This window comes from Nocardia sp. NPDC127579, from assembly GCF_042672005.1.
Classification (GTDB): Bacteria; Actinomycetota; Actinomycetes; order Mycobacteriales; family Mycobacteriaceae; genus Nocardia.
In genome coordinates this window covers 354,402-376,646 of sequence record NZ_JBHXVZ010000008.1, presented here as the reverse complement: position 1 = coordinate 376,646, position 22,245 = coordinate 354,402, and the positions used below count along the sequence as shown (strand labels likewise).

General features: G+C 68.7%; 21 protein-coding genes. 12 read left to right on the top strand and 9 right to left on the bottom strand.

Features of this window, described 5'->3' with window-relative positions; genetic code table 11:
* Positions 1–14: 14 nt before the first annotated feature.
* The 3 genes from ACFVMC_RS26855 to ACFVMC_RS26845 all read right to left on the bottom strand — a co-directional run bounded on the left by ACFVMC_RS26855 (position 15) and on the right by ACFVMC_RS26845 (position 3,691).
* Positions 15–827, bottom strand: coding sequence for a site-specific integrase (locus ACFVMC_RS26855; protein ID WP_379214701.1), 813 nt, complete (start codon positions 825–827; stop codon positions 15–17).
* Between the two features lie 108 nt (positions 828–935).
* Positions 936–1,952, bottom strand: a complete 1,017-nt coding sequence (locus tag ACFVMC_RS26850; protein WP_379214699.1) for a hypothetical protein — start codon at positions 1,950–1,952, stop codon at positions 936–938.
* The gene (locus ACFVMC_RS26845) at positions 1,949–3,691 is read right to left on the bottom strand and encodes a nitroreductase family protein (RefSeq protein ID WP_379214697.1); all 1,743 of its coding nucleotides are present in this window, start codon (positions 3,689–3,691) and stop codon (positions 1,949–1,951) included. Before ACFVMC_RS26845 ends, ACFVMC_RS26850 begins: the two co-directional genes overlap by 4 nt.
* Here ACFVMC_RS26845 and ACFVMC_RS26840 point away from each other — a divergent pair.
* Together ACFVMC_RS26840 and ACFVMC_RS26835 are read left to right on the top strand one after the other, a co-directional pair.
* Complete coding sequence (locus ACFVMC_RS26840; RefSeq protein ID WP_379214695.1) at positions 3,666–3,908, top strand: hypothetical protein; 243 nt, start codon at positions 3,666–3,668, stop codon at positions 3,906–3,908. The two genes, ACFVMC_RS26845 and ACFVMC_RS26840, sit on opposite strands and share 26 nt — an antisense overlap.
* Before the next feature lie 503 nt (positions 3,909–4,411).
* The gene (locus ACFVMC_RS26835; RefSeq protein WP_379214693.1) at positions 4,412–5,644 is read left to right on the top strand and encodes a glycosyltransferase; all 1,233 of its coding nucleotides are present in this window, start codon (positions 4,412–4,414) and stop codon (positions 5,642–5,644) included.
* Here ACFVMC_RS26835 and ACFVMC_RS26830 read toward each other — a convergent pair.
* On the bottom strand, positions 5,631–6,041 hold the full coding sequence (locus ACFVMC_RS26830) for a nuclear transport factor 2 family protein (RefSeq protein ID WP_379214691.1): 411 nt from the start codon (positions 6,039–6,041) through the stop codon (positions 5,631–5,633). The genes ACFVMC_RS26835 and ACFVMC_RS26830 overlap by 14 nt on opposite strands.
* Before the next feature lie 182 nt (positions 6,042–6,223).
* Positions 6,224–6,916: a type 1 glutamine amidotransferase domain-containing protein gene (locus ACFVMC_RS26825; protein WP_379214689.1), complete on the bottom strand. Its 693-nt coding sequence runs from the start codon at positions 6,914–6,916 to the stop codon at positions 6,224–6,226.
* A 95-nt stretch (positions 6,917–7,011) separates the two neighbouring features.
* On the opposite strand from ACFVMC_RS26825, the gene ACFVMC_RS26820 reads away from it, so the two are divergent.
* Positions 7,012–7,932, top strand: a complete 921-nt coding sequence (locus tag ACFVMC_RS26820; protein ID WP_379214687.1) for a LysR family transcriptional regulator — start codon at positions 7,012–7,014, stop codon at positions 7,930–7,932.
* 21 nt (positions 7,933–7,953) lie between these two features.
* On the opposite strand, the gene ACFVMC_RS26815 is transcribed toward ACFVMC_RS26820, so the two are convergent.
* Positions 7,954–9,330 (bottom strand): lipase family protein, encoded by a 1,377-nt coding sequence (locus ACFVMC_RS26815; RefSeq protein ID WP_379214685.1) that lies wholly within the window; start codon positions 9,328–9,330, stop codon positions 7,954–7,956.
* A gap of 364 nt (positions 9,331–9,694) precedes the next feature.
* Between ACFVMC_RS26815 and ACFVMC_RS26810 the strand changes: the two genes are divergently transcribed.
* The 7 genes from ACFVMC_RS26810 to ACFVMC_RS26780 all read left to right on the top strand — a co-directional run bounded on the left by ACFVMC_RS26810 (position 9,695) and on the right by ACFVMC_RS26780 (position 17,137).
* Positions 9,695–11,326, top strand: coding sequence for a hypothetical protein (locus ACFVMC_RS26810; protein ID WP_379214683.1), 1,632 nt, complete (start codon positions 9,695–9,697; stop codon positions 11,324–11,326).
* 114 nt (positions 11,327–11,440) lie between these two features.
* Positions 11,441–12,772: a hypothetical protein gene (locus ACFVMC_RS26805; RefSeq protein ID WP_379214681.1), complete on the top strand. Its 1,332-nt coding sequence runs from the start codon at positions 11,441–11,443 to the stop codon at positions 12,770–12,772.
* Complete coding sequence (locus tag ACFVMC_RS26800) at positions 12,769–14,163, top strand: PQQ-binding-like beta-propeller repeat protein (protein WP_379214679.1); 1,395 nt, start codon at positions 12,769–12,771, stop codon at positions 14,161–14,163. Before ACFVMC_RS26805 ends, ACFVMC_RS26800 begins: the two co-directional genes overlap by 4 nt.
* An 83-nt stretch (positions 14,164–14,246) precedes the next feature.
* Positions 14,247–15,509 carry an FAD-dependent monooxygenase gene (locus ACFVMC_RS26795; protein WP_379214677.1) on the top strand — a complete coding sequence of 421 codons (1,263 nt, stop codon included), beginning with the start codon at positions 14,247–14,249 and terminating at the stop codon, positions 15,507–15,509.
* Positions 15,502–16,197 carry a TetR/AcrR family transcriptional regulator gene (locus tag ACFVMC_RS26790; RefSeq protein ID WP_379214675.1) on the top strand — a complete coding sequence of 232 codons (696 nt, stop codon included), beginning with the start codon at positions 15,502–15,504 and terminating at the stop codon, positions 16,195–16,197. Before ACFVMC_RS26795 ends, ACFVMC_RS26790 begins: the two co-directional genes overlap by 8 nt.
* 86 nt (positions 16,198–16,283) lie before the next feature.
* A complete protein-coding gene (locus ACFVMC_RS26785) occupies positions 16,284–16,691 on the top strand; it encodes a hypothetical protein (RefSeq protein WP_379214673.1) in 408 nt (135 codons plus the stop codon).
* A gap of 152 nt (positions 16,692–16,843) precedes the next feature.
* On the top strand, positions 16,844–17,137 hold the full coding sequence (locus tag ACFVMC_RS26780) for a hypothetical protein (protein ID WP_379214671.1): 294 nt from the start codon (positions 16,844–16,846) through the stop codon (positions 17,135–17,137).
* A gap of 43 nt (positions 17,138–17,180) precedes the next feature.
* Here ACFVMC_RS26780 and ACFVMC_RS26775 read toward each other — a convergent pair whose 3' ends face one another.
* Complete coding sequence (locus ACFVMC_RS26775; RefSeq protein ID WP_379214669.1) at positions 17,181–17,999, bottom strand: MBL fold metallo-hydrolase; 819 nt, start codon at positions 17,997–17,999, stop codon at positions 17,181–17,183.
* 110 nt (positions 18,000–18,109) lie between these two features.
* On the opposite strand from ACFVMC_RS26775, the gene ACFVMC_RS26770 reads away from it, so the two are divergent.
* Together ACFVMC_RS26770 and ACFVMC_RS26765 are read left to right on the top strand one after the other, a co-directional pair.
* Positions 18,110–18,718, top strand: coding sequence for a helix-turn-helix domain-containing protein (locus ACFVMC_RS26770; RefSeq protein ID WP_379214667.1), 609 nt, complete (start codon positions 18,110–18,112; stop codon positions 18,716–18,718).
* 114 nt (positions 18,719–18,832) lie between these two features.
* Positions 18,833–19,984: a hypothetical protein gene (locus ACFVMC_RS26765; RefSeq protein WP_379214665.1), complete on the top strand. Its 1,152-nt coding sequence runs from the start codon at positions 18,833–18,835 to the stop codon at positions 19,982–19,984.
* Between the two features lie 86 nt (positions 19,985–20,070).
* Here the strand turns inward: ACFVMC_RS26765 and ACFVMC_RS26760 are convergent, their stop codons facing one another.
* Together ACFVMC_RS26760 and atzF are read right to left on the bottom strand one after the other, a co-directional pair.
* Complete coding sequence (locus ACFVMC_RS26760; protein WP_379214664.1) at positions 20,071–20,469, bottom strand: hypothetical protein; 399 nt, start codon at positions 20,467–20,469, stop codon at positions 20,071–20,073.
* Positions 20,470–20,591: 122 nt separating this feature from the next.
* Positions 20,592–22,238, bottom strand: coding sequence for an allophanate hydrolase (atzF, locus tag ACFVMC_RS26755; protein ID WP_379214662.1), 1,647 nt, complete (start codon positions 22,236–22,238; stop codon positions 20,592–20,594).
* Between the last annotated feature and the right edge of the window lie 7 nt (positions 22,239–22,245).

Sequence of the window (22,245 nt, the reverse complement as noted above, 5' to 3'; positions counted from 1 at the left end):
GGAGATCGCGCGCTTCATGGCCGGGACAGGCCGGAGTGGCGGAAGTCGCGCAGATCCCACCCGGAGCCGGGGCCGTCGACCGCGGTGGCGGTGTCGAGGACGGCCCGGGCCTGATCGTAGGACAGACGCGCGTAGCCGGTGTCGGGGCACATGTCGCGGGGCGACATGCGTTTCCCGGGCCGGGGTCGACGGTGCGTGATGAACAGGGGGCCATGCGTGCGCTCCTGGATCAGCCGGGGGAGCAGCAGGGCGGTCCCGATTCCCCAGGACACCACCGCGCCGGTGGGGCTCACCGGTGCGCGCCGCCCCGCCAGATCCAGGTCCTCGATATTGAGCTGGAGCAGTTCGTCTGCGCGAGCACAGGTTTCGTAGAGCATGCGCCACAGGGTCTGCTCGCGCAGATGGATGTCGTGCCGATCGATGAGGTGATCGATCTCGGTGTGCGAACGCACCCGGGTGCCGGTCTCCGGTGGGGTGAACCGGCGGGCCGACGCTGGAACCCCCGGCGCGGCCCAGCCCTGGGCCCGGCACCAGGTCAGCCATTTGCCGATCGCGGCGCGCCGCGCATTCCAGGTATTGATCGCGGCGGTGCCCCACAGGGTGTGGAGTGCGGCGCCGATCTCCGCCTCGGACACCAACGCCAGTGGGCGGCTCACCGCGAACTCCGGGCCGGCTGCGCGCTGGTCGAGCTCGTCGACCACCTTGGTGACGGCGATGCTGTAGGCGCGGCGGGTATTCGGCGCGTCTAGCGTGTCCAGGAACCGCTCTGCCGATTCTCGCAGCGTTTCGGGCGCGGCCGCCCGAGTCCGATCCACGGTGCTGGCCATCGGCCCTGTTTCTCCTCGCTGATCCCTGACAACGGACGCCTCAGTTGTCAATGGTCGGCAGTCGTCGCCGCCGATCACCAATTTCGTTTGGTTCCAAAATTATTTGGATCAGCGCAGCAGTGTGGGAAAGCTCCGATGGATGGCTTCGACGCGGTCGTCCAAGCCGAGCCGGATCGGCGGATACGGCGCCGTGTAGGCGACCAGAGCCACGCAGTCGTAGCGCAGTGCTCCGTCGCTGTACCAGCCCGGTAGGTAGGCGCGGGCAGCGAATCGGCGCGAATCATCGTGCGGGCGGCACAGTTCCGTGATCACCTCGACCTTGTCGGCGAGCACCCGCACGGTCACGTGCTCGACCGGTGTGGGTGCGTCATCGATCGCCGCCCACAGCGCGCGGCGTGTATCGGCGGGGGTAGAGGTCTGGACAGAGTCGATCTCCATCGCCGCGATCGGAGCGGCCAGCGTGTAGGTGACGCGACCGTGCGAGGACTCGTGGACCAGCTCGCCGGTGCGCCCGGCTACGACGCTCGACGGATACGCGCCGGTACGCACGTGCCCCAGGAGTCGCATGACCTCGTGTGCCACAGTACTTTTCGGATCGATCAGGGGGTGTTCGGGCCGCACCCGGGTCACCATCGGATACGCGTTGAACGCGACGCAGGTCAGATGCTCTTCGCGGGCTCCGCCGACCCTGTGCATACCGCCGTCGGTACCCACCCATGCCATGGGATAGCCGTTGCGGATGAACGCACGCCGGGCCCGCTCACTGCGTGCATGACCGTAGATCAGCTCACAGTCCGGCCGGGAGATCGCCGTGTTCACGGTCATGGCGAACAGCCCGCCGAATCCGCCCCGGCCGGCGTACTCGGGCAGGACTGCCGCGCGGCATATCTCGTAGGCACGCTGGGCCGGCTCGGGTCTGGCCACGATCGCGCTCACCACCGCGCCATCTGCCCGGGCGATCACCCAGATGTGTTCGCCACCGGACACGATCCGCCGGATGGCAACCGGGTCCAGACAGTCGACGATCGTGTATGTGCCACCGTAGGCTCGGTCGTACAGAACGGCGAGCTGCTCGGCGTCCTCGACTGAGGCGTAAGCGAATTCGAAATCCGCCGCGAGCTTCACCGCACGCCGACCGTGGCAGGCAGCACCTCGACGAGTTCGGCGAGGTGCAGGCGCGGTGAGTCCGGCGGATCGGGCAGTTCCGGGCCGGCGACGATTCGGAACATCAGGGCGAGCCGCTCGCCGGATCCCGCGAGCAGACTGGCGCGTACCGCTGCCATCCAGGTCTCGACGTGGGCCCGTTCGACTTCGTCGAAGACCTCGCCCGCGGACTCGGAGAGCATGTCGAACTCGAACATCAGCGCCGTCGCGGGTTGCACTCCGATACCCATCGAGGTCGCGGCCAGCCACATCCGCTGCGCGGCGCGACCCGCCTCCACGAAATCGCTTCGTGCGGAGCCGGATACGCTGATCGCGCCCACCGCGGAGGCGCCGGCCGCCCAGGCGCGGCTGTATTCGCGCAGTGCGCCCCCCTCGCGCCGGGTGCGCAGGAAGCGCGCCACTTCCGGGCGGCGCAGAATCCGTAGGGCGAATTGCTCGGTCGGCAGCAGGCCGAGATCGGCTACCGGAATGCCCACCCGCCGGCCGGGTTCCTCGGCGGGGAAGTAGAACTCGTCGAACGTCTCCCGATGCAGCGGATCGACCAGCATGCGCAGCCAGTTGCCGATCGCCGTGCCTTCGCAGAACGCGTGCCGGGACTCGTCGTCCGCGCTGATCCACAACGTCGACGAGAATTGCGCGACAGAATCTTTCAGGGCCAGCAGTTCCGCCTCGGTCAGCGGGCGACCAGGTTGCCGGGTGCGCTGGCTGTGGCGTCGCAACAGTGCGGAGCCGAGCGCGGATTCCGCCGAAGTGGCCGCATCGCCGTTGTCGCCCACGCGGATTCGGGTGTAGACAGGACCATCGATACCCGTCGGGTCGTAGTCCACCGCGACCGACAGGCCGCGCGCGCGGGCAGCGACCACGATGCTCTCGGTGACGATACCCAGCCCCACCCGCCGTACGGTCTGCCGGGCGTCGAACAGGGTGTCGGTCGCGGGGTCGTGGCGATACAGCACGTCGATGACCCGCCCGCGCACCTGGAACCGCCACGGTTGCGCGTTGCCGCCCGATGGTGACCGCGTCGCGAGCTCGAGGATCTCCCGGACGTCCACGGGCAGCTGGTCCAGTCGAGCCACAGCCACGACCTCGGCGACGGGCAACGGCACGGTCGTGGTCGTGGCCCGGCCGACGCCGAACGGGATCTCCACATTGCGCCGCCCGGACTCGACGGCAGCACCCAGCAGGAGGGCGCGTACCGCCGTCGCGACCACCGCGCCACCGTGATTCACCTCGGCCGCCAGTTGCGGCCAGGTCGACAGGGTCGAATCCAGTTCGACCACGGAGGCGGCGGCCCGATCGGACAGGCCGTCCACGCCGACCAGTGCGGCCATGGCCGCCAGTTGCGCCTCGCGTCCCGCGGACGGCAGGGTCCGAGTCGACAGGTCGCCGACCAGCCCGTGTAGCAGCGGGCGGTCGGGTTCGAGATCGAATCGTTCGATATCGAGCAGCCCACGGTCGCTGGCCTCCATCACGACGGGGATGCCGCGCCGCCGGGCGTGCTCGCGGGTCAGCAGTTTGATCCAGGGGTTGTCGCACTCCTCGACGAGCACGTCGATTCGCCCTCCGGCATCGAAGAATTCGTCGATACCGGTCTCGTCGATGCCCGCCGCGTACACCTGTACGCTCAGGTACGGATCCAGTTCCGCGATCTGGCGCGCCGTCAGCACCGCCTTGTTGACGCCGAGATCCGGCACCGGCACGCAGGCGATTCAGGTTCGACAGATCCAGCTCGTCGAAATCGGCCAGCCGGAGAGCGCCCGCCGATCGTTCCGCCGCGATGGTCAGCGCGACCGCGTTGCCGACCGACAAGCCGACGACGCCAACCGTTTTCCCGGCCAACCGGGACTGCTCGCCCGAGGTGAGCTTGTTGCGGTTGGCAGCGGTGCGCACCTCCACGAACTCCGCTTCATCCAGTAGGTGTACCAGCAGGCCCGACCAGGGATAGTGCACCCAGACCCCGACCTCGTCTAGCGGACGATCCGCGACGAGCTCGGCCAGCACGTCCGCACGATCGGCGAAGCGCCCGCGTTCCGGTGTCCGGATGCGGGCCAGATTCCGCAATTGCGCGGTGATCCGATCGCGCCGCGTCCAGACTTGTCCGCGCTGTTCCAGTTCGGCCAGTGCTGCCGCATCGTCGGCTGTCGACAATCGGAATACGGTAGGCGGTGTGAATTCCGCGGCCGGATCTCTCGGCTCTGAATGCGACATGCGTTTTCCGGATCTGCGCTCGATATCCCAACCCTTCCGGACAGTAACAGCGGGGCGGTGCGCTGATCGGCGGCGGTCGTGAATTCTGTGCGATCTCCAGGCGTCGCACTCGAATATTGTTCCGGCATACCGGATTACCATGGCGCAAGCCGCAGAGTTTCGGGGGTCGGCCACCCGCTGCGCCGGTCGGGGATCCGTGATACTTCTGCACGATGTCACGTATTCGGGTGTTGCTGCTCGCCGAGGCGGTGACGCTGGCGCACGTGGCGCGCCCGGTAGCGCTCGCGGCCGGATTGGATCGGCGGCGATTCGATGTCCATTTCGCCTCGGCTCCGCAATTCGACAGCGTGATCGGCGATCTGCCGTACACGCGGCACGAACTCGCCTCGATCGGCCCCACCCGGTTTCTCGACGCGCTGGCCCGGGGTGCTCCCCTGTATACCGAGAAAGACCTGCACGGCTACACCGCCGAGGAATGTCGGCTGTTCGCCGACATCGCGCCCGATATCGTCGTCGGCGACTTCCGCCTGTCGCTGGCGGTGAGCGCTCGCTTGGCCCGCATCCCGTATGCCGCCATCGCCAATGCCTATTGGAGTGTGGACTCCGGGCGCCGCATTCCCTTACCCGAACTTCCGCTCACCCGTGCCCTCGGCGTGCGCGCCGCGGCGCCGATCTTCGCCGCCGCCCGCCCGTTCGCCTTCGCGCTGCATACGCTGGCGCACAACCGGCTACGGCGCTACCACGGCCTGCCCACGCTGGGTTCGGATCTGCGGGCCGTCTACACCGACGCGGATCATCTCCTGTTTGCCGATCCGCCCGAATTGGCTCCGGCACACGTGCTTTCGCGACGCGCGCGATTCCTCGGCCCGGTGCTGTGGTCGCCGTCCGGTGCGCCCGGCTGGTGGAACGACCTACCGGAGGACCGCCCCCTGGTCTACGTCACCCTCGGCAGCTCCGGAGCTTCGGCGCTACTGCGCGATGTGGTGCGCGCGCTCGCCGAGGTGCCCGTGACGGTACTGACCGCCAGCGCGGGTGCCGGACTCCCGGATCCATTGCCCGCCAACGTATTCGTCAGCGAGTATCTGCCCGGCGACGCGGCCGCCCGCCGATCGGCCCTGGTTATCTGCAATGGCGGCAGTCCCACGGTCCAGCAAGCTCTCGCCGCCGGCCGTCCGGTACTCGGCCTGCCTGCCAATATGGACCAGCATCTGAGCATGTGGTCGGTGGTCGCGGCCGGTGCCGGAACGCTGCTGCGCTCCGAACACGCGAGCCCGGCCGCCGTCGCCGCCGCCACACGAGAATTGCTGGCGGACACCGGGACACACGCCCGAGCGAAGGCGCTGGCCCACCGGTTCGCCACATACGACGCACCCGCGACCTTCGCCGACGCTGTCGCCGAGATCATCCGAGGGGGCCCCGCGCAGCCGGCGCTCACGCCTGGGTAGCCGTGCGCCGGATCTGCTCGGTGGCTTCGGCTTCGATGCGTTCGAACTGTTCGCCCATGCGCGCCGCGAGCGCGTTCGCTGCCGACAGCGGGCGCACCATCACCATGAATTCGTCGATCCTGCCGTGCTCATCGAGATGCAGGAAGTCGCAGCCGGTGAGCTGTTTGCCGTCGACGGTGGCTTCGAAGACCAGCGCGTGGTCACGGCCGTCGGCGATCTCGCGCACGTAGTGGAAGTCTTCGAAGATCTGGATGACCGCGCGCAGGATGGCCGCGGTGATCGCCTTGCCCGGGTACGGCTTGAACGCCACGGGGCTGGTGAAGACGACATCGTCGGCCAGCAGGGCTTCGATGGCGGCCTCGTCACGGGCTTCGACGGCTGCGCGGAAAGAGTGCATGCTCGACCTTTCATAGACAACTGGTTGATTAGCAGATATCAGAAATCTAGCTCTTGCAGGCATGCGTCTCGGTGGCCAATTTCTGGATGGCGACTCCGCAGCAGCTCTACAAGGAGGCCGAGTTCGCGCTGTCGGTCATCGATCGGCGGGTCGCCGCCGGCTAGCGCGCCGACACCGTGGTCTCAGAGCGCTTTCAGCATCTCCGCGGCCAACGGTGCGGAGGAGGCCGGGTTCTGGCCGGTGTAGAGGTTGCGGTCGGTCTCGATGTGCGGGGCCCACGGCTCGCTCTCGCGGAAATCGACACCGAGCGTGACCAGGCGGTCCTGGAGCAGCCATTCGGCCTTGTCCGCGAAACCGCCCTGCGTCTCCTCGGCATTGGTGAATGCCGCGACGCGGTAGCCCGCGAACGGGGACTTGCCGTCGGCATCCGCGGTGGCGAGCAGCGCGGCCGGGCCGTGGCACACGACGCCCAGCGGCTTGCCGGAGGCGAGCGTATCGGCCAGGAGCTTTCCCGAATCCGCGTCGACCGCGAGATCCTCCATCGGGCCGTGCCCGCCCGGGTAGTAGACCGCGTCGAAATCGGCGAGATCGACCGCGGTCAATGCGATCGGCTCGGTCAATTCCACTGCCGTGCGCAAGGTTTCGGCGGTTTCCGCGGCACCCTCGGGTCCGCCGTTGACCTCCGGGGCGAGGCTGCCACGATCGACCGTCGGCACCACGCCGCCCGGCGTTGCCACAGTGATGCTGTGCCCAGCGGCCTGGAACGCGCGGTAGGGCGCGACGAACTCCTCGGCCCAGTAACCGGTGGGGTGTTCGGTGCCGTCGGCCAGGGTCCAGTGATCGGCACCGGTAAGGACGAACAGGACTTTTGCCATGGTGGAGCTCCTCGCTCGAAGGGGGTCGGGCTCGACGATCGTCGCGACCCCCAAGTTAGGCCGCTATTCATTGCATGACCAATAGGATGTGCGATATGGGGTATCGAGATTCCAATGGCTCGCTGACGTACCTGCGCACTTTCCTTGCGGTCTACCGGGCCGGATCATTGACCGCGGGCGCGGCCCAGGTGGGCCTGTCCCAGCCCACGGTGACGACGCAACTGCAAGCGCTGGAGCGCCGGGTCGGGCGGCCCCTGTTCGAACGCCTGCCCCGCGGTGTCGCGCCCACCGCCGCGGCCCACGATCTGGCGGCTCGGGTCGCCGCCCCGCTCGATGCTCTCGAAACAGCCCTCGGCGGCTCGTCTACGCCGGCCGCGTCATCGCCGGAACCACCGGTCCTCCTGGGCGGTCCGGCCGAGCTCCTGGCGACCCGCGCCGTTCCCGCGCTGGCACCCTTGATCGCCGGCGGTATCCGTCTCACCGTCGTCACCGGGCTCACCGACGATCTGCTGATCGATCTGCGCGCCGCCAAACTCGACCTGGTGATCGCCACCACCCGCCCGCGCGGCCGCTCGGTCCCGGCCGAACCACTCGCCGACGAGGAGTTCTTGCTTGTCGCCGCACCGCAACTCGCGCACCGCATCGACCTCGCCCGGTTGTCCGCCGGTGACCCCACGGCCCTGACCGGCGTACCTCTGCTCAGCTACGCGCCCGACCTGCCGATCCTTCGCCGCTACTGGCGCCACGTCTTCGCCACCCGCCTGGAAACCGAACCCGCCCTCACCGTCCCCGACCTGCGCGCCGTCCTGGCCGCAGTCGTCGCCGGCGCCGGATGCAGCGTCCTCCCGCGCTATCTCTGCGAACGAGACCTCCACGCGGGCACCATCATCCCCCTGCTCACCCCACCCGATTCCCCCATCAACACCGCCTACCTGGCCCACCGCCCGGGCGCCCCCGCCCGCCCCCACGTCGACCAGGTCCGCACGGCCCTGCTGCAAGCCGCAACCGCCTGGTGAACCGGCCCGAACCTTTCGGTTTCACCTCGGTTCGGCCGGGGCCGGGGGACATTCGTTCGGGGCGGGGAGGGCGCGGAGGCGGCCGTCGAGCCAGTCGATCGCGCCGGGGAAGCCGGCGAGCAAGCCGATGACGTGTTCGCCGGGGACCAGGGTGCGGACCGCGGGTACGCCGCGGGCGCACTGGCGCCGGTGCAGCTGCTCGGATCCTTCGGCGGGTATCCAGATGTCGTGTGCGGCGTGGTAGATGTACAGCGGCACACCGGTTTTGCGGTCGGTGAAATCGGACTGCCGGAAGATCGCGTCGGCGGCGGGGGTGCCGATCGGATCGGCCGTGTTCGCCGCGATCTCGATCGGCAGTCCGGTGACGCCGAGCGGCCCGTTGCTGTCACCGCAGGTGTCTTTGATCGGTGAGATCGCTACCCATCGGGCCAGATGATTCATCGACCGCAGTAGTTCGGGATGTTCTCGGGCCATGGCCAGCGCGACCACCAGCAGGATGCCGGAGGCGACATTGCCGTTGAATCGGCGCGCCACCGCGCGGTAGTCGGTGACCAGTCCACCCATCGAGGCACCGACCAGGACGCCGGCCAGTTCCGGTGCGTACTCGTCGAGCAGCATCGCCGCCGCGTACGAGGCGATGGCGCCGCCGGAGTAGCCGCCGACCGCGAAACGGCTGTCGGCGAACTCCTCCGGCGCGAAGGCACGGGTGGCCCGGATCGAATCGAGCACGATATGCCCGGCGACCGTGGGTTCGGCGTAGGACATCCACGGTCCCTCGTGATCGGGAATCAGGACCGCGTACCCACGGCCGAGCGCCCACCAGGTGGTCGGCGGAAACAGATCGCCCGCATTGAACTTGGCGTGCACGCCGTGCGCCATCGCGTAACTCGGGGTGCAGCGCTGACCGAGCGAGTTGATCGGCAGCGCGTTCACCGCGACGGGGCGCGTCCCCGCCGCCGTCCACGGTGCGGCCGGAATCACCAGGGTCGCGGTGCCGAATGCGGGGATACCTGTGGCCGCCGTAGTCCGGAATTTGAGCAGGATCGCGCGCCGGATCGGCACGAGGGCCAGGGGCGCCGTGGTCGCGGTGACGTCGCGCCATTCGATGAGCTCACCCGGTGACCGATCAGCGAGGCCGGTGGGCCACGCATCGAAGATCGGATCGCCGGTCGCGGGGGATAGGACGGCCCGCCACAGCGCCGAAAGGTCGGGCGGCAGTTCACCATTCGGTGGCGACGGGGCGGCGGGCAGGGCGGGTGCCGGTATGGCGCGATCGATCCATTCCTGCCACGGCGCGGGTGTCGGCCGCGGGCTTTCGTCCGCGCTCGCGAGCGGTGCGCCCAGCAGTACCAGCAGCCCGGTCAGCGCCCAGACGATGCCTGTCCTCAGTACGTTCACGATCAGCGCCCCTTCGACCGTTCCGGCACCGCGTCCATGCGCACTCACGCTAAGCGCGACGCTCTCGGGCTCACCCGCTGCGGCAGGGGATTCCGGGCACGTCACACCGGGGGACGGGTCCGATTCGGGAGACATGACAAGGACTCGGTACGGCTCGGCCGGTGACGGCAATCGCGCCCGGGCCGAACATTCGGCCGAGCAATGTAGCAGTATCCATGAGGAACGTTGCGTTTCCGGCGTTCCGGACTTATCGCTCGAACTTGGGATCTGATGAATGGTTGAGGTAGTAATCACGCGGCCGCAGCCTTCTGCCGGTCAGCGGGAGGATTCGCGGCAACGACGTGGTCGATCGCGGTGGGCCGCGGTGGCGGCGGTATCGGGCGGTGTGCTGTTACTGGCCTGGCAGGGTGCGCGGTACGGGCAGTGGCTGGTGGACGACGCGGGCATCACGTTCGCCTATGCGCGCAATGTCGCCAACGGTTTCGGCCCGGTGTTGCAGCCGGGTGCGGACGCCGTGGAGGGATTCTCCAATCCCACTTGGCTTTTGGCGTTGGTCTTCGGCGAGTGGCTCGGTCTGTTCGATCGCGGCACGATCTTCGGCGTCGCGGACTTCGTGGTGTATCCGAAGCTGTTCGCGCTGCTCTGCTGTGCCGGCATCCTGTCCGTCTGCTACATCGCGGCCCGGCGGGTGTCGCGCTGGCCCGCGCTGGTCACATTCGTGACCGGTGTTGTGCTGGCGGCGATTCCCTCGTTCGTTATCTGGTGTTTCTCCGGGCTGGAGAACTCGCTGTTCGCCCTGTCGGTGTGTGTGCTGGCCGTGCACCTGTTTCTCGCGGTCCTGGACCAGCGGCTGTGGACACCCCGGGTGGCGGTGATCGCCGGTGTGATCGCCGCGTTCGCGGCATTGACCCGGCCCGACGGCCTCATCTATGTCGCTGCCTACCCGCTGGTTTCGCTGATCCTGATCCGACGTACGGAGTGGCGCAACGGGTTTCGGCATGTGGTGTATTCGAGTCTCGCGTTCGCCGTCCCGTTCGGAGCCTATCTGCTCTGGCGGATAACCGAATTCGGCAGGCTGGTCGCGAACACGGCGGTGGCCAAGCATCAGGCGATGCCGACGGTGCACGACCTCACCCGGGCCGGCGATCTGGTGCACTACGCGGGCGCGCCCGCGGTCATCGCGGCCGTCGGAGTGGTCGGCCTCGCCCTCGCCGTCCCCAGCCGATGGCGGGACGGCATCGCCGCGTTCCTGGTTCCGCTGGGGCTGGCGATGATCGCCTACTGTGTCCTGCAACCGGATTGGATGGGGCAGTTCCGTTTCGCGACCCCGGTGTGGGCACTGGCCGCGTTCGTCGTCGTGATCTCGGCGGCGGAAGTGCTGGCCCGACTACGCACGCGCGGGCGGGTCCTGATCGCGCTGACTCTGGTCGGTGCGCTGATCCCGTCCGGTGTCGCGTTGGCCGACGCGGCCGAGTCCTATCGTGCCGATTCCGATGTGCCGCTGTGCTGGATCGCGCTGCGCTTCGGGCGTTACGTCAACGGCTACGCCGATATCATCGGACTCCAGCAGGGCAGCATGTTGGCGCCCGATATGGGCGGCAGCTCACTGACCTCCCGTCTGCGCCTGATCGACATGGCCGGGCTCACCGAGGCATCGATCGCGGACATCTACGCGGGTACCGGCGCCACCACCCTCGAGGATCACGTATTCGAGGACCGCAAACCGACATTCATCCACACCCACGGCCTCTGGTGGCACAACGGGATCACCCTCGACCCCCGAATGACCCGCGACTACTACCAGATCCAGGGTTTCCAGGATCCGTCCGGCGGCCGCGACGAGGACTGGGTTCGCAAGGAGGTCGTCCGTGACGACCGGCAACTCCAGCAACTGCGCCAGTACTCGTCGCAAACCCTGTCCCACCTACTACCCGATTATCAGAAGGCGGGTGAGTGCGGCGGAGAGCTGCGACCAGGGCAGGCCGTGCCCCGCTGAGCCGTGCGGCTCGTCCGCACCGGCTTCGTAACGGCACGCGCCGTCTTCCGGATAGCCACTGGTGGCAGCGCCCGGCCCTGCCGTCGTGGATCGAGGAAGTGGAGGACGTGTTCGATGACCGACGAGCAGGTCGAGGGTGAATCGGGGCCGTCGCCGCGGATCACCGCGTGGACCGTGGGGCTGCTGTGTGTGTCGGTGGTCGCCTCCGGCGTGATCGTCAGCGGGTTGTTCCACGAACCACAGTACGACCTCACCACCGCTCCGACGACCACGCGAAATGTCACCACCACTGCGCCCGAGCCGACGTCCACCTACCGCACACCCGAGGTCGAGTTTCCGGCGCGGATCCCCGGCTGCGCGACGGTGGAACCGCCCAGCGGTGAATCGCGGTGGGGCTCGGTGATGGGCAGCCCGAACTACGACAACCCGGACTTCCCGTGGTTCTCGGCCCGCAAGGCGGTCGCGATGTCGGATGCGTTGCGTTCGGCGCTGCCGGACGGGGTGGTACTCGACTGGGGCCCGATCGATCGGTCTCTGGTCTTCGAGCCGATCCTGGGCACCGCGGGTGACGAGTTCAGCGGATTCACCCATGCCGCCGCGGGGCTCCGCCGGGGTGAGCTCGCCGGATCGCTGTCGCTGGCGGTTCGGCAGGGGCCCGTGCCGGTGCCGCCGTGCGTGGCCGGACGGCTCGACGAGCGGCGGGTACTGGCCGACGGCACGACCGTCGATTTGCAGGACACCTGGTCCGAAACCGATGGTGTCCGTACGCTCTCGCGCGATGCCATCGCCTATCGGCCCGACGGGAGCACCGTCAGCGCCTACTCCACCGACGCGTCCGAGCTCGGCGGCAAGCCGTCGGGCACGGTTCCGATCAGCCGGGAAGAACTGCTCGCCCTGGTGCTGACGCCGGGCGTGCAGGTAGCCGCGCCGATTCCGCCCGGCACGCTGTCGTCCACCGGCGCGTGCTCGGTCGGCGTCGACGATTCGGAGCCGATCTCGGAGTCCGTCGCGAAAAGGCTGGACGCGGTGCTCGCCGAGATCCGCCTCGACGGATACACCTTCGACCGCCCGCTGGCGGGTTTGCGGCCGGGCGAATACGGCCCGGGCGGTCTGTGCCGGAGCGTCGAACTCAGCGCCGGCGGGCTCACTTCTCGGCTGACCCTGTCGATCGGCGCCGGAATCGCGCTCCCGGCCACATTGCCCGCAGATCCTGGATCCAGCGGCCGCACCCTGCCGGACGGTTCGGTAGTGCAAGCCACCGAATCCCAAGGTATGGCGATGGATGAGCCCGACCAGGCGGTCCGGGTGTACCGGCGGGTTGCGGTGACCCGCCCCTCCGGCACGAAGATCGTGCTCGACTCCGCGGCGAGCGCACCCGCCGAACCGCTCACCGCCGCGCAGCTCGAGACGATCGCGCTGACGCCCGGCCTGGAGGTGAATTCGTGAGCCGGACACCCGGATTGCGCGGACTCGTCCTGGCCGCCGTCCTCGCGGCGGTCACCGTCGCCGGGGCGGTCGCGGTGTTGATCCGCCCCGCCGAGCCGATGCGCAAGATCACCGGAACCAACGATGCCGCACCGGGATCGGCGTGGCAGGTCGACGCCGCCGATCTGGTCGACGCCTCCGGCGCGGAGTTTCGCACGCCGCGTTACGGAACCGAATTCGATATGGGCGGGCCGGGATTCCTCGTCGCCGAGGACACCGTGGTCACCGTCGCGGGCAGTGCCGACGCGGACTCCATGTCGCTGCGCGATGCGGTCATGATCGGGCTCGACGCGGATTCCGGCGAAACACGCTGGCGGGCGCCGGCGGCGAGCCTCGGTGGGTGTGCGGCGGCCCCGCTCGACGGCGAACTCGTCTGTTTCAGCAACGCGACCCCGGGTCCCAGCGAGCTGATCGGATACGACCTCGGCAGCGGCGCGATCTCGCGCACCCCCGTCGACTGGTATGTCTTCGCACTGGCGGTGACGGACGGAAGGCTGTTCGTCGCCGAGGGCGATGTCGAATCCGATGATGTGCGTGTGCATTCGGGCACCCGTGCCGATCCGGACGGGCACTGGACCCGCCGGTTCGAGATGGGGACCGCCTGGGAGGAGCTGCCTTTCGATGCTCTCGATGTCGGCCACGGTCAAGGTGTCCTGAGCCTGGGGGCCGACGTCGCGGGCTTCGACCTGCGCACCGGGGCGACGACCTGGACCATACGACTCGACGGTTGTGCGCGGGTCGTGCTCACCGAACCCGCGCTCACCGAGCGGATTCGCGCGAATTGCCCCAGTGCGACCGATGACGGCGCCGACGTGTTCGACCGCGCCGGCCGAATGATCGCCACCACCGGCAACCGTGCGGTGCACGACCTCACGCTGGACCAGCCCGCCGACGACTCGATCCCGATCCTGCTGGCCGACACCGCATACGACCGCCGCGACGGCGCTGTGCGCTGGACCAACCCCGACCTGCTCGCCGCCGAGCCCTTCGATCCGGGTGCCGTCCGCGGCGCCGCGGACGCTGTGCTCGGCGATATCGCGATCCTGCGCGATCGGGCCACCGACACCACCATGGGCCTGGACCTGAACACCGGGCGGACGCGGTGGCGCATGACCACCGACCGCGACGGCGACGTGCAGGCCCGCGACGGCGATCACGCGATCTTCACCGACGCGAGCGGGCTGTGGGCAGTCGATCTGTACACCGGTGAAACCCGCTGGGAAATCCCGTATCTCGCGATCGACAGCGACCGCGCGGCGTTCAGTGGCTCGGTAATGCTCAGCGCGACCGGCTCCGGCCGCCTCATCGTGGCGACCGCGCGCACGCTGCTGAGCTTGCGTCCGCTGCCCTGAGCGGCCCCGGAACACGTTGATGTACAGCGTGACTCACATCACCGACTGACCGAATGAACAATCCGGTCAGTTAGCCTCGGAGTGTGCGTGAGTTCGAAAAGCGGGTTCTTGTAGTCGGAATGGGCGTCAGCGGGCTGGCTACGGCTGCTCGACTGCATCGGGCCGGATGGATGCCGGTGATCGTGGAACGTGCCCCGGCTCGGCGCTCGGGCGGGTACTTCGTCCTGCTGTTCGGCGCGGGCCGTGCCGCCGCCGCACGGCTGGGAATTCTCGACGCGATGCACAACCGGACCACGACGACTCCGACCCTCGACCTCGATCGCCGCGGGCGCGCCCGCCCCGGCATGCCGATGAGCGAACTGCCGGGCCAGCCGTGGATGATGTTGCGCGGCGACGCCGAAAAGGCCGCGTACTCGGCGCTTCCCGACGACGTCGAGGTGAGGTTCTCGACCGTGCCGACCGCGATCGAGCAGGATGGGGACGGTGTGACGGTGACCCTACGCGACACCGCGGCCGGCACCTCGCGTACCGAACGCTTCGACCTGGTCGTCGGCGCGGACGGATTGCGGTCGACCGTGCGGTCCCTGGTGTTCGGTCCGCACTCCCGGTACCTGAAGCGCCTCGACTACATGATCGCCGCCTTCGAATTCCCCGGCACGCCTCCGCAACTCGCGCCGCAGCAGGGCGCGACCCTGTTCGAAGCGGGCCGATCGATGTGGGTGTTCCCGTTCGCCGACCACGATCCCACCGTTCTGCTGACCTATCGCACCGACGACGTGGACGCCGAATTCACCCAGCCGCCCGCTGATCGCGTCCGCGCCGCCTTCGGCCCGGAACCGCTCGGCGATCTCCTCGGTGCCGCGGTCGCCGCCCTGGAATCCGCCGAGACGGTGCTGTTCGATTCGGTGGAGCAGGTGCGCATGGACGCCTGGCACTGCGGGCGGGTGGTGCTGATCGGCGACGCCGCGTGGTGTGTGACCCTCTATGCCGGAATGGGTGTCTCCACCGGTTTCGCGGGCGCGGACCTGCTCGGCACCATGCTCGAACGACACCCCGGCGAGGTCGAGGTCGCGCTGAGCGAATGGGAACAGGTGCTGCGACCCCTGCTCGCTCACTATCAGGACAAGGGAATCGAGCAGCGTCGAATCTTCGTGATGGACAATCGAATCCAGATCCTGGTCCGCCGCCTGCTGCCGCTGTTGTCGCGGACCGCGCTGGGCCGGCGCATCGCGGACCGGGTGATGGACAGCGCCGACATCATCGAATTCAAGAATGCCGATATTGTCGGCAGGATAGTGCGGGACCTGCCGCCGACCGGCCCGCACGAGAGGACCACCGTTGCCTGACCTACCCGAGCACGGTTCGCCCAAGGCCGCGCGGATTCTCGCCGCCGCGGGCGAACTGCTTCGCGGCGGCGCCAAAGGGGTGACGATCGCCGAGGTGGCCAAGAGGGCGCACGTCGGTAAGGGCACGGTCTACCTGTATTGGAAGTCCAAGGAGGACTTGCTGATGGGTGTCGTCGGCCGGGATTACATCGCGATGGCCGACGAGATCACCGCGGCGGTCACCAACGACTACGACCTGGCCCGCCCGTCGCGGCTGTGTCCGTTCCTGCTTCGCCTCGCGACCGCGCACCCGTTCGCGAAGGCGCTGATGGCCCGCGACGAAGAACTGCTCGGCGTCCTCGCGGCCGACTCGCAGGTGACCGGCCTGTTCGACACCCTCGGCCCGGACGCCATGATGCACGATGTGCTGCCCTTCTGGCGCGCCGACGGCATGGCCCGCACCGACTGGATCCTGGCCGAGCAGGCGTTTGCCCTCCAGGCGCTCACCACGGGCTTTCTCGCGACCGCGGCCGACCGCACGCCCCGATCGCGAGCGGTCGATCCCGAGCGGGTGCTCGCCGCCGCCGTCACGGCCCTGCTCGGTCCCGAGAACGCCACTCCCGACCAGGTGAAGTCCACCGCGAGAAAGGGTTTGGGCTCGCTCGCCGAGCGTCGTGCCGATGTAGTGGCGTACATCGGACGGACCTGATCATCCGGCCGCGCGGGTTTGGCCGCTCCCCACTCCGGGTAACCAGCAGAACGCTGGATGTCACACGAGAGGGAAAAGGTTCTGCTTTGATCAACGTCGGAAAGTCGATCGCCGCATGCACGGCCGCACTCGGAATCACCGCCGGGATGGCGATCTTCCTGCCCGCCACCGCGTCCGCCGCGAACTACGCCGGCCAGTGCGGTTCAGGTTTCTCCGTGATCGACAAGCTCGATCTGCGCGGCGGAACGGTCTTCCTCACCTACGACGGCAAGACGAACTGCGTGGTCACCGTGCGGGACCAGCCGGGTGAGCCGATTTCGATGGGTGCCGCGGTACGACAGTCCAAGGACCACTCCGCGGTCGTCATCAACGACGATCGCCGCTTCGGCGAGTACGCCTACGCGAAGGTCGAGGCGCAAGGCAAGTGCATCGACTGGGGCGGCCGCATCGAAGACCACGTCGAAGAGCGATTCAACGAACACTGCGGCGTCTGATCGCTGAGAAATCGCTCGGTCGCATCGTCCCCGACCCCTTGGCTGCCGGATAGGGTGGTGGCAATGAGCGCTCCCGGGACCCGGTCGAGGTCCCGGGCCGGTACGGAAGGGGTCGGGCGTTGCTTCGAGAGGTGTCGAATGACGGTCCAGCAGTGGATGATTCGGTGATCTACGGGAAGCCGTACGAGACGGCGGACGGCGCGACGATCATTACGGTCGCCGCGTTCGACGAGTTCGGGGCGCGGCCGGTCGGAGTGTTCGTCGTCCACGGCGGCGAGGTGGTCTGGAAGCCCGCGCGCGATCGCGTCGCCGTGATCAAGGCGCGTACCGCCCTGGTGGCGGTCACTATCGGAACGATCACGGGGCTGACCGCGGCCGGTCTGGCCGCCGCCGCGCTCGTGCGCCGTCCACCCTGGCCGGACCTGCGCATCACCAAACCCTGCTGACGTCGGGCGCGTTCCGTACCTTCCCGCGCCGCGGTCGGCTCGATCAGCCGATCGGCGGCGCGAGATACTCCAGCGCGAAACCGTTCCCGGCGGCGGTGATTCGGGCGATGCCGGGTGAGTCGAGATGGGCGCCTGCTACGAAATAGTGTGGGCGGGTGAGTTGTTCGAGCAGGCCCGCTCGGGCGGCGCGGGCCTGGGACTGGTCACCATCGAACTCCCAGGACACGTTCGGCTGCTCGAACTGGAGCGTGGGAACGTGCACGGTGTTGCCCCAGACGAGAAGATGGCCGCCGCCGCTGCTGATGTCGAAGACGGTGTGCCCGGGCGTGTGACCCGGTGTCGGGATCGCCGTGGCCCAGTCGTTGATCGCGACCCGCTCGGAGACGGGCACGACTCGTTCGCGAATCGGTTCGAGCCGTCCCGTGAAGACCGAGACGTCACCCGCGCCGATCCACACGCGCTCCAAAGCGGTGAACGCCTCCGAGCCGTCCGGGGCGACCAGGCCGCTGACATGGTCCTCGTGCCGGTGGGTGATCGCCACGTCGGTGATCCGCGCGCGATCGATGCCCGCTTCGTCGAGCGCGTCGTAGATCAATCCCATGGTGGGGTCGTGCCAGACGTTCGACGCGCCCGTGTCGACGAGAACCGACCGGGTGCCGTCGGTGACGTAGAAGGCGTTGACGGACAGTCGCAGATTGTCGCCGATGATCGGCACGACGGGTGGTATCACGGGTAGCGTGCGCCCGTTCTCGTCGCGGAGCCGAGTCGGCGGCATGTCGATGTAGCCGTCTCGCAACGAGACCACCCGCAGATCACCGAATTCGAACGTGGCATGGTGCCGGCCACTCGAGATGAAACGCATGAAACCTCCATCAGTTCGGCGCGAACATCGCGTCTTCGATAGAAGACTATAATCTCCTTTGGGAGAAATCTAGACTGTGGCGACAAGCTATCCATCGATCGAGGAGCACGGTGGTCGAGCAAGACGGAAACGGGCCCGAGGCGCCGCACAATGACGACCTGGCCGGCGCGTTCGGCGCCAACGTGCGGCAGCGGCGTGAGGAAGCGGGCCTGACGCTGGAGCAGTTGTCCACGCGGTCGTCGGTCAGCCGGGCGATGCTGTCGAAAGTCGAACGCGGGGAGAAGAGCCCGACGATCGGCGTCGCGTCCAGGATCGCGCATGCGCTCGAAGCGTCGCTCTCGGACCTGATCGGCGGGCCGGATGCGTCCACATCCGGCGTGGCCGTCGTCCTGCGCAAGAGCGATCGTCCCGTTTTCCGTGACCCGGAAACCGGTTTCGAGCGGCACATGGTGTCGGCCGCCCCGGGCGCGGGCGGCGGCGAGATGATCGTCCACTACCTGCCCGCACAGGTCTCCACCGGACTGTTGCCCGCCTATCCACCGGGTGCGGAGAAGCAGCTCGTGGTGCTCGAAGGCACACTCACGGTCGCGATCGGAGGGATCAGCGAGACCTTGGAAGCGGGCGACTCCATATTCTTCCAGGCCGACGCCGACCACGGCTTCGCCAATCGCACAGACACCCCCTGTGAGTACATCATGGTCATCTCGCGCAGGACCTGAGCAAGGTCGAGCCGTTAAGCGGATCGCAAGAAGTTCGCGGGAGCGGGTGCCTACTCTCGGCGCGGTGTGATCGGATCCGGTCGCCCGGGGAGCGTTCGGAGGAGAGGTAAAACTGTGCGGCACAAGTGGATAGGGCTCGCGGCCCTGATGGCCCTCGGTATGTCGGTCACCGGGTGTGATTCGCTGCCCGGCACCGGCACCCCGGCCGGGCCGCAGGCCGATACCCGCGAGCTCGCCCACAACGGCGACCTCCGCGGCGCGTGCGAACCGAAGCGGTCCTATTTTCCCAGGGCCGCCGCCTACGCCGGTGCGGGCCCGCATCCGATCGTCGCGTTCGTCACCACCGATCTCGGCTCGGTCAACGAGGTCGCCACCTCGTATTGGGATTCGAACCGGCCTCTACAGTGGGGGCGGGTCGAGCCCGCCCGCACTCAGATCGTCGCCTGTCTCGGTAGAGCCGGCAAGGGCGAATTCGTCACCTCGTGCTCGTTCGACGACGGCAAGAGCGTGCCGCTGCACCGTGGGCGCTACGACGTCACCGTGTACGAGGCGGCGACCGGAAAGGAACTCGGCACCGAGCAGATGCAGGGTGCTGTCGGCGCCGGTGCCCGGTGCCCCCTGCTCACCTGGCTCAGCGCCGAGGATCCGGTGCTGTACACCGAGCCGGACTTCGACCAATTCCGTTCCGTGCTCGGCAAATACGTGGACCGCTCGCTGGCGGTGGCCGCGCCGACATCCACCGCGCCCGCCCTGGTCGCCGACATCAGCGGACTGTGCACCGCGCTCGCCGCCGACATTCCCGCGCAGGCGAGATCGTTGCCGACCCGGCACACGAATTCCGGTGGGAGCGACCAATCCTGCACGTGGGGAAGCGATTCCTATGATCGCGACAATCCCGCGCCGCCGCCGCGCCTGCGTGTGAACGTCACCGCGCACGCCGGCACAGGTTCGGCCACGAGCGGCACGGAAACGGCTGGACGCCGATACGAATCCGACCACGAATTCATGGCGCAGAACGGCACTGTACGACCGGTAGCCGGTCTCGGTGACCGGGCAGCCCTCGAAAACAGCGCCGATGACCTGGTCGTCGGCGTCGGCTCCGGCGCTCGCCGCTATCCCGGCCTGGGAACCAGGCTCATCACGCTGACCCGAAACGTCACGATCGATATCAGCTGGAGCGGCCCGGCCGCCGAGTTCCCGGCCGAACGGACCGAAGCGGAGGTCACCGACCTCGCGCACCGCGTGATCGCCCGCCTTCCGAGCTAGGAGAGTTGGAAGTGCGCCGCCGCTACCCGGTGGCCCGGTTCCGGTGATCGACCTGATCACCGGAACCGGAGGACGTCCGCCGGTCTTCAGGCCGCGAGGGCGGCGGCGATCTTCGCCGCCATGGCCGTGACGGCCGGGGCCGGTACGCCCTTGGCGGGATGGGTGGCGGACTGGATGGCGACGAGGACGGTGTCGCGGAAGTTGGCTGCCTCGCCGGGGTCGGTGGACAGGCAGGACATGGCGGCGGTCAGGGCGGGCAGGACATGGTCGGCGAGTTCGGCGACGGTCTTGCCGGGCAGGCGGATGTCGCGGGACTTGGCCGAGAGGACGTGTCCGACGAGTCCGGTCGCGGAACTGAGCGCGATGGTGCCCTGGGAGACGGTCTTGTGCGGCGCACCGGCGGCAGCGAGCAGCGAGACGGCGCCGTAGGCGGCGGTGCGCAGGGTGGCCTTGTCCTGGTCGGTCAGGGTGGCGGTGGTGATCATGATGTTCCTCGTTTCGGTTGTGGCCCCGGTGGTTTCGGGGCCGCTCTGTTCGATGAACACACTGTGTCGGGCCGGGCTGACACCGCCCTGACGTCGCCCTGACAGCTGCGCTGACACGAAGATCAACCCACCGCACCCGCTGCCAGCGCCGCCCGCCAACCGCCGTATTCGCTGATGTCCCGCGCGGATTCGGCGGCCGCGCCCGCGGCGCCGAAGCCGGTCCGCCACGAACCGTCCTCGAGTTCGACGGCGCCGAGTTGCATGGGGGCGGGCAGGGCGGCCAGGAATCGTCCGAGCGCGGCGGGGGAGAGCAGCCACCGCTCGCCGGTGACCGCGGTGCCGGACTCGCCGTCGGCGGCCCGGGTGACGGCGGGTTTGGGCGGCGCCGTATCCAAGACCGCGAGGCGATAGCGCGGGGTGGTGCGCACCTGGCCCGCCCAGCGCGCACCCAGTCCGGTGAGCTGGTGTTCGAGTGGTTGACCGCGCAGATGCGCGCCGAAGACGATCAGCTCGTGTGCCGGGGCGATCGCCGACGGCCAGGCCGGTTCCGTGTCCGGGGGCGCGGCGGGCAGGGCTCGGGTGGCCGATGTCGCGCAGATGGTCGTCGCGACATCGAAGGCGACCGCGTCCTCGAAGGCGCGGGCGAAAACCGTCACGCCCAGCGGTATCTCCCCGGTTCCCTCGGCCGGAACCGCCACCGCGCACAGGTCGAAGAGGTTGCAGAAATTGGTGTACGTGCCGAGCCGGGAGTTCACCCCGATCGGATCGTCCGCCACCTCGGCGATGGTCGGATGCGTGGGTACGGTCGGCGCCAGCAGGACGTCCGCGCCCGCCAGCGCCCCCAGCGCGGATACCCGCAGGCGCTCCAATTCCGCCTGGTCCGTGGCCAATTGGTGCGCGGGAAGCCCGCGGGCGGCGCGAATGATCGAGGCCACCGTCGGATCGACCGCGCCGGGGTGCGCGTCGACGAACTCGCCCACGGCCGAATACCGCTCCGCCACGAGCGCGCCACCGTACAGCAGCCGGGCGGCCGCGAGGAACGGCTCCGGATCGACTTCCACGATGCGTGCGCCCTGGTCGCGCAGCCGATCGACGGTCGCGTCGAAAGCGCTGCGCCACTGCGGATCCAGATCGGGTAGCGCTCGGAATACGGCCACGACGGGGTTCGGCGGCGCGGCCAGCCGGGTATCTGCGGGCCACGGGCGAGCGGGCGCACCGGCTGCCATGAGACCCATGGCCCGGCCTGCCAGCCGCAGGTCTGCGGCGAAGATGGTGACGCAATCGTAGGAGCGGCAGGCAGGTACCACACCGGCCGTGGACACCACGCCCACGGTCGGTTTGATGCCGACGATGCCGTGCAGCGCCGCCGGGACCCGCCCGGACCCCGCCGTATCCGTGCCGATGGCGATATCGGCGTCCCCGCGCGCCACCGCCGCCGCCGAGCCGGAACTCGAACCGCCCGCGACGAATCCCGGCCGGACGGCGTTCTCCACGGTTCCGAACGGTGAGCGGGTGCCGACCAGCCCCGTCGCGAACTGATCCAGGTTCGTCTTGCCCACCACGGTCGCGCCGTGTGCTCGCAGCGCCGCCACCGCCGCCGCGTCCACGCCGGGCAGGTAGGCGTACTCCGGGCAGCCCGCGGTCGTGGGCAGGCCGGCTACATCGATATTGTCCTTGACGGCCAAGCGAATTCCCGCGAGCTGTCCGGTCGCGGTGGCCAGCTCGGCCGTCACGGCGGTGTCGGCGCGGCGGTGGATCCAGTCGGTCAATGTCGGC